General features: G+C 36.1%; 4 protein-coding genes. 1 reads left to right on the top strand and 3 read right to left on the bottom strand.

Translation table 11 applies throughout. The features are described 5' to 3' along the window. Window positions 1-255: 255 nt before the first annotated feature. The 3 genes from K9N40_12710 to K9N40_12720 are packed head-to-tail and all read right to left on the bottom strand — an operon-like array spanning window position 256 to window position 4,111. Entirely contained in the window at window positions 256-729 is a 474-nt protein-coding gene (locus K9N40_12710; GenBank protein ID MCF7815328.1) for a methylated-DNA--[protein]-cysteine S-methyltransferase, read from the bottom strand. 14 nt (window positions 730-743) lie between these two features. Continuing rightward, on the bottom strand, window positions 744-1,520 hold the full coding sequence (locus tag K9N40_12715; protein MCF7815329.1) for an N-formylglutamate amidohydrolase: 777 nt from the start codon (window positions 1,518-1,520) through the stop codon (window positions 744-746). Beyond that, window positions 1,520-4,111: an insulinase family protein gene (locus K9N40_12720; GenBank protein MCF7815330.1), complete on the bottom strand. Its 2,592-nt coding sequence runs from the start codon at window positions 4,109-4,111 to the stop codon at window positions 1,520-1,522. Before K9N40_12720 ends, K9N40_12715 begins: the two co-directional genes overlap by 1 nt. A 275-nt stretch (window positions 4,112-4,386) precedes the next feature. Here K9N40_12720 and K9N40_12725 point away from each other — a divergent pair, with 275 nt between their 5' ends. Next, window positions 4,387-6,321: a lamin tail domain-containing protein gene (locus K9N40_12725; protein MCF7815331.1), complete on the top strand. Its 1,935-nt coding sequence runs from the start codon at window positions 4,387-4,389 to the stop codon at window positions 6,319-6,321. Window positions 6,322-6,978: the final 657 nt, after the last annotated feature.

Below are 6,978 nucleotides of genomic sequence, written 5' to 3' on the forward strand. Positions count from 1 at the left end.
TATGTTTAAGATTTCCTCGTTCAAAAGTGAACGAGATACAAAGCTTGCTGAAATACTCAGTAAGACGAATACACTTCAGTCATTCTGACGTCTCATGCACCTTGTTCTTGCGGCTTCGATGAACTACGCCGGCACAGGTTGGAAGAATCTCATTTTTCTCACAAGAAGTGAAGCTGCAAGAATATTCACGAGATATTTCGAATGAGAAGCTATAAGACACCTCAATATGACGGTATTTTTTTTTGGGACTGGAGTTCAGGCTTGATCGGACTTCAGGACATTAGAACTTTCCAAATCCAATAAAAATCGTTTCACATCCAAACCACCGGCAAAACCACCAAGTTCACCATTTTTGCGCACAACTCGATGACACGGAATAATGATAGGAATGGGATTGTAATGATTTGCTGTGCCAACTGCTCGAGCCTTTTTTATGCTGCCAACTCGAGAAGCCAATTCCTGATAAGAAATTTTTGTTCCAAAGGCAATTTTCTTCAGTTCAGTCCAAACCTGTTTCTGAAAATCCGTTCCCTCTAATTTAAGTGGAAGATCGAACTGCTTTCTTTTTCCTAGGAAATATTCTTGTACTTGTGTTTCTGTTTCATCCAGAATTGTATTTGATCGATCAAATTCATCAGCTTCGCAAAAAGTGATTCGCAGCAGATAATTTTTATCTGCATATAAACCTAATTTCCCGATAGGTGAATCGATGGTTTTTGAATAGATCATTTTTTTACCTTTGCTTATTTCTGTTTTGCCAATTCTTGCTCGATCAGCTCACTCACAGAATCCAGCATTTTAATGAGCTTTTCCTGCTTTTCTACAAAAAGTTTTCCTGTCCATTCATCCATGAAGATCTTTTTAAATTCAAGCGCAATACAGCAGGCAGATTTGGGGAAAGTATTATGAATCCAACGTGGGAAATTACCTCCGGGAAACTTGCCCTGAGTAGTAACAGTCAGTCTTCTGCCAAAAAAATCATAATTCTCGAAAATCACTTTGATCTTCTGAACCAAACCAAACCATTTTGGATTCATATTGCTGATTCCCAGCATAATATCCTGATTTGTTTCAGGATCATCAAAAGGCGCATCAGCTCCATTTCTGTGATGGTTGTAGGAATGAATATCCCATACGAAAAAGCGTCCGAACTTATCTTCCATTTTTCTGAAATATTTTTCAGTTTCACGGTAAAATTCGAAATACTTGCGTTTAGATTCTTCTATAATTTGTGCAGAAGGTTTCTGCTTTCGAACTTTTATGCCCCAGGAATCTTTGGGTTCGATGTAAACGCAGCGATCTGCATTTCTGTTCAAGTCAACTTCGAAACGACTGGTTTTTGTGATTATTCGATTATTACAGATCTTTGTAAAATCATCTGTGAATGGATCTTCCTCGTAAAGTTGAATATCTTCCGAAACAGCCAGGTTATTCCTGACTGCTTCGGAAACTTTATGACCATTATGAATCGCTGTACAAACGATCGGAGAATCGAATTTAAAACTGAAGTTTGCCAGCATTATTTTACTATCAGTTCCACATTTTCAGATGGTTCTGAAACAAAGATCGCAGTATTTTGGAAATACTTTTTTGCTACTCTCATAATATCGTCAGGTGTTACCTGTTTCAAAACCTTTGTACTGGTTGCCGGATAATCAAAACCCAATCCTTTTGCTTCGTAATAAGTTGCGTAGTAGGGAAGACGATTGTCGTTCATGTAAGTCTTCATTGTTTTTTCATTTTCTTCGATAGCGCTGTTGATCTCTTCCATACTTACAGGCTCATTTTTCAATTTGTCCAATTCACCTAATAGAACATCTACCAGTTCATCTTTTCGATCTATTGAAGTTTGGCTGTTAAGTCTCAAAAAACCATGATCTCTATTGTAACCATAGCTGGCATAACCATAATATGCCAAGTCATTCGTTCCCCGCACAGCTTTATGGATCCTGCCACGCGATCCATTTAGTATCAGGTTAATCACGCGCATTGTAATGGCATCAGCATCATCTTGTGAAGGAGCAATAGAATTGATAGCAATATTTACCTGCTCAAAATTGTATTGATTTACAAAAGTTTTGTCAATATCAGGAACTATGAGCATTTTCTTTTCAAAATCGATCTTACCATTTGGAATGTTTTTGAATAACTCTCTGGCATATTTTTCAGCTTCATCTTTTTCCAGATCTCCAGTTAAAGTGATAAGAGCATTCTCAACTAAGAAATAACGTTCATGCATTTCTTTTAGATCTTTGCGCTTAAAAGATAAAATATTATTTAGTTCCTGTTCGGAAGTAGCACCAAAAATCGTATTTCCATATAGTTCGCTGCTTACAAATTCGTTATGCCATTTATAAGGATTGCTTAAAGATCTCTTATAATTGGCATCGGCATTTTCTTGAGCTAAAGCTATTTCCTGTTTGGAAAAGCTGGGATTCTGGAAAGCATCGATCATTATCTTCTGCAATTCTGGATAATCATCTTTAAGGCATTTGAACTCAATGAAAGTGCTGTTTTGTCGAACCGAAACATCGAAATCAACAGCATGATCTTCAAACCATTCTGTAATTTCGAGCGAATCGTATTTTTTGGAGCCGGATAACATCAGGCCGATCATAAAAGAAAGTGTTCCCACGTTCTCCAGAGATTCATATCTGCTACAGATCGGCAGATTTATAATTCCCTGAATAAATGGTTTTTCTGTGTTTTTTCGATAAAGTAAAGTCAGGTCTTTTTTCAATTCGATCTTTTCTATATCTGTTTTCACAACGATTCTTTGTTGCTGATTTTCCAATAGTGCTTTCGTTCCTTTGGGAACAGCATGAAATACTACTCTGTTTTTGGGAACAACATGGTCTAAAAGAGCTTTACTCAATTCTTCAGGTGACATTTTTTCCAGGATAGCCATTTCTACTGGATAATAATCTGCTATTCCATAACGCAGTAATGACCAGCCGATTACATTTGCATCTCTGCCAATACTTGGGTTAGTAAGCAGCCGTTCAGCTTTTTTTGTATTGATGATCGTTTGGATCTGATTTTGTTCAAATCCACTTATACTATATTTTTTTATTTCATCGTCGATGATCTGAACGATCTCATTAACTTTAGCAGGATCTTTGGCTTCAAATACGATATTGATGCTGCCTTCCGGTTCATTGGCCGATCCGCTTACGTAACCATAAATGTAATTTACCAGATTCAGTTCTTCGATTAGTTTGTATTTGATAGGTGATTTTCTTTTATCAAACAGAATATCAAAAGCAGTTTCCAAAGCTGGAGTATCTGCATAATAGGCAGCGGGCAAAATATATGTGATAAATGTAGTAGCCTGCTCTACTTCAAATTCCTCTACATATTCGATCGATCCATTACGAACATTTTCGGCAGGAAGATTAACCGGCTGCATCTGTCTTCTTTCAAAATTCTGAAACGCAGTTTCTATTTTCTGCAGCATTTCTTCCGCTGCAAAATCTCCCACAGCTACAAAGATCATATTATTGGGTGCATATCTCTGTTTATAATAATCTTCCAAACCATCACGCGTGATCTTCCTGAAAAGATTGGTATAGCCGATCACCGGAAAACTCCGATTGGAGCGGGTGTAGACAAGTTCATTATTACGCTGATACATTTTGGAACGCGGTGGGGAAGAGCGCATTACGATTTCTTTTAGAATTACTTCTTTTTCTCGTGCTACTTCAAAAGAATCGCAAACACAACTGGTGAGCTGTTCGGAAATATTTTCCAGAGCCATATCCTGATAATCTTTGGAAACTTCGATGTGAAAAGCGGTCATAACATCTGTAGTGTAGGCGTTCACCAAACTTCCCATCTCCTTTCCCATTTGCTGATATTCATCTTCCGTGTGATATTTTGTAGCTCCACCTGATACAATATGCTCCAGGTAATGCGAAATTCCTGCACCCAGATATTTTCCTTCATTCACAGCTCCGGTTTTTACAAAGCAGTAAAATCCAACGGATTCATTTATGCGATTTTCTTTTACTGCTACCTGCATTCCGTTGGGAAGTGTTTTCACAATCAGATTATTTGCACTCAATATTGAAATGATCAGTAAAATCCCGATCAAAATGATGATTTTTTTCATCTATCCTCCAATTATTATCTTATTTTTTTTCTTTATCTGAATGCATTTTTTATTCCATCGGATATGCTACAAGAAGTAAATTATTTTTCTGTAAAATTCATTTGACAACAAATTGAAAAATAAAGAATTTAGGAATGAATATTGATTAATCGAAAGCAATTAATGGAAAAAATGGCTGTTGTAAAGATTATTGCGTTTTCGCGAAAATAGAGTGTTTATAATTTCTGAACAATAAAAGTGTAAAATATTTTAAAAAAAAATATGGAGGAAAAAGTATGAAGAAAACAGTTGTTTTTTTAGTTTTGTTAGTTTTTAGTTTTAGTTTGGTTTGGGGGCAGACAAGTCCTATTAGTGAATCATTCACAAATGTCCCTACTTCAAGTAGCACTAGTTATTCAACAAGAGAATGGACAGGAGATGATGGTGGAACCTGGAATGCTACAGATTCAAGAGCCGATCAATCTATAACCGGTCTAGCTATTTGTATTAGAAATGGAGTATTAACATCGCCAAATGTTTCTGGTGGTATAGGTGATTTAACTTTAACTACCCAAAGAGCGTTTACTGGTGGTACAGGTAATTTAACAGTTAAAGTTAATGGTTCAACAGTTGGAACAATTCCTTATGATGCTACAGAGCAAACCAATTCTATTTCTAATATTGACATTGCCGGTAGCATAGTCGTAACAATTGAAACACCCGGTAATGGCGATAGAATAATAATGGACGATTTAACTTGGACAGCTTACGTAAGTACAGATCCAACCATATCATTAAGTACTTCAACACTTATTGGATTTACTTATGAAATAGGTAACGGACCATCAACAGAACAATCTTTTACTGCACAAGGTACAAATCTTACTGCTAATATCAATATTACACCACCTACAAATTACGAAATCTCAACAGGTTCGGGTGGTTCTTTTGTAGATACTAATCCAATTACACTTAATCAGAGTGAAGGAACAGTTGCAGAAACAACAATTTACGTTCGATTAAAAGCTGGATTGAGTATTGCTGATTACAATAATGAAGATATTACTGCTTCTTCGACAGATGCCGATAACAAAACAGTCACATGTAGTGGAAGTGTTACTGAAGAGTTACCGGATATCATTATTTCTGAAATCATGCAAAATCCGGATGGTGTTTTAGATGATAACGGTGAATGGTTTGAAATTTATAATGCCGGTTCTACAACAGTCAACATTGATGGATGGACAATTTCAGATAATGGCTCTGATAATCATGTAATTGATAATGGGGGAACTTTAAATATTGATCCTGGTGATTTCCTTGTTTTAGGAAATGATTCAAACTCCCTAACAAATGGTAATTATACCTGTGATTACGAATACACAGGAATTACCCTTTCAAATAGTGATGATGAAATAATATTGATGGATGGATTAACAGAAGTTGACCGAGTAGAATATGATGGTGGAACTAATTGGCCAGATCCTACAGGAGCTTCAATGGTATTCACTGGAAACTCAAATACAGATAATAATACTGGATCAAATTGGACGACAGCAACTTTACGTCAACCTTCATATGTTGGTACTACTGGAGATTTAGGCTCTCCAGGATCAAATGGTGACGACCAATCTCTTCCCGTCACCCTCTCATCATTCTCTGCCACCATTCAAAATGGAACACCCGAACTTTACTGGACTACCGAATCTGAACTGGAGAATATGGGCTGGAACATCTATCGCAGCGAAGAAGAAACAGGTATGGACAACAATAATTATCTTCTTCTAAACGGTGACATGATTCCCGGCATGGGAACTACCAGCATTCCAACAGATTACAGCTTTATCGATGATCATCCAATTACAACTGCTGGAACTTACTGGTATTGGCTGCAAAGTGTAAGTTACAGCGGTGAACTGGAAATGTTCGGCCCAATTTCTCTGCTGTTTGAACCAGGTGGAAACGGCAATCTTCCGCAGATCACAGAGCTTTCAAATAATTTCCCGAATCCCTTCAATCCAACTACAACTATCAAGTTCAGCATCGAAGAAAACGAAACAGGAAAATTGACAATTTATAACGTGAGCGGACAGAAGATTGTACAGAAAACATATTCGGCTGGAAATCACATTTTCAACTGGAATGCGGAAGATCAGGCCAGCGGAGTTTATTTCTACAAACTGCACACTTCGAGATATAACGAAACCAGGAAAATGATCCTGATGAAATAGTCCTTCGGAATTTCACAGGACAGGTCAAGATGAAATAGTCCTAGTTGGACAACTATAAAGCCCCGAAAATTTTCGGGGCTTTTTTGGTCTGTAAGAGTAAATTAAATAAAATTACCAATTATTTTATGCTGTCTAAAATAGCTGCCTTCAAATCTCCTCAGTTTGAATAGAATTAATTGAAAAATATTCCAGATAAACATGCTGCCGAAATTGAATAAATAGTGAATATAATTCAATTATTTATTCCTTGACTACATTAGCAAATTTAACTTTTGTCAATATTGATTTATGATATTTTATATAGTACAGGTGAATAAGACGTCAATAGGAATGATAACTTATTAAGTTTATTAACTGCTTTATTTCTTTTAGTATAGGAATAAATATATTTGCCATTGATACAAAAATTGTCAATAATCAGTCGATAAATATAAATAATATCACTGTTTGTAATGTACAATCTTATCCTGATTTAAACTTTCAAATGCAATTAGATATAGAGAATTTAATTATTTTATAATATTGAGTCCCCTCTAAAAACTCGATTTTAGTTTAACCATTTCACAACCTTCAATTTTATTGACGCTCAACAAAAATGGATCGAAAAACCCAAATTTAACTCCGAAATGGGCAAAACAAGCTCTGAAAAACTTCTCT

This window comes from Candidatus Cloacimonadota bacterium (assembly GCA_021734245.1).
Classification (GTDB): Bacteria; Cloacimonadota; Cloacimonadia; order Cloacimonadales; family TCS61; genus B137-G9.

Coding starts and splice junctions, on each gene's coding strand:
- K9N40_12715 (MCF7815329.1), bottom strand. CDS start 1,520: ATGCTGGCAAACTTCAGTTTTAAATTCGATTCTCCGATCGTTTGTACA.
- K9N40_12725 (MCF7815331.1), top strand. CDS start 4,387: ATGAAGAAAACAGTTGTTTTTTTAGTTTTGTTAGTTTTTAGTTTTAGT.
- K9N40_12710 (MCF7815328.1), bottom strand. CDS start 729: ATGATCTATTCAAAAACCATCGATTCACCTATCGGGAAATTAGGTTTA.
- K9N40_12720 (MCF7815330.1), bottom strand. CDS start 4,111: ATGAAAAAAATCATCATTTTGATCGGGATTTTACTGATCATTTCAATA.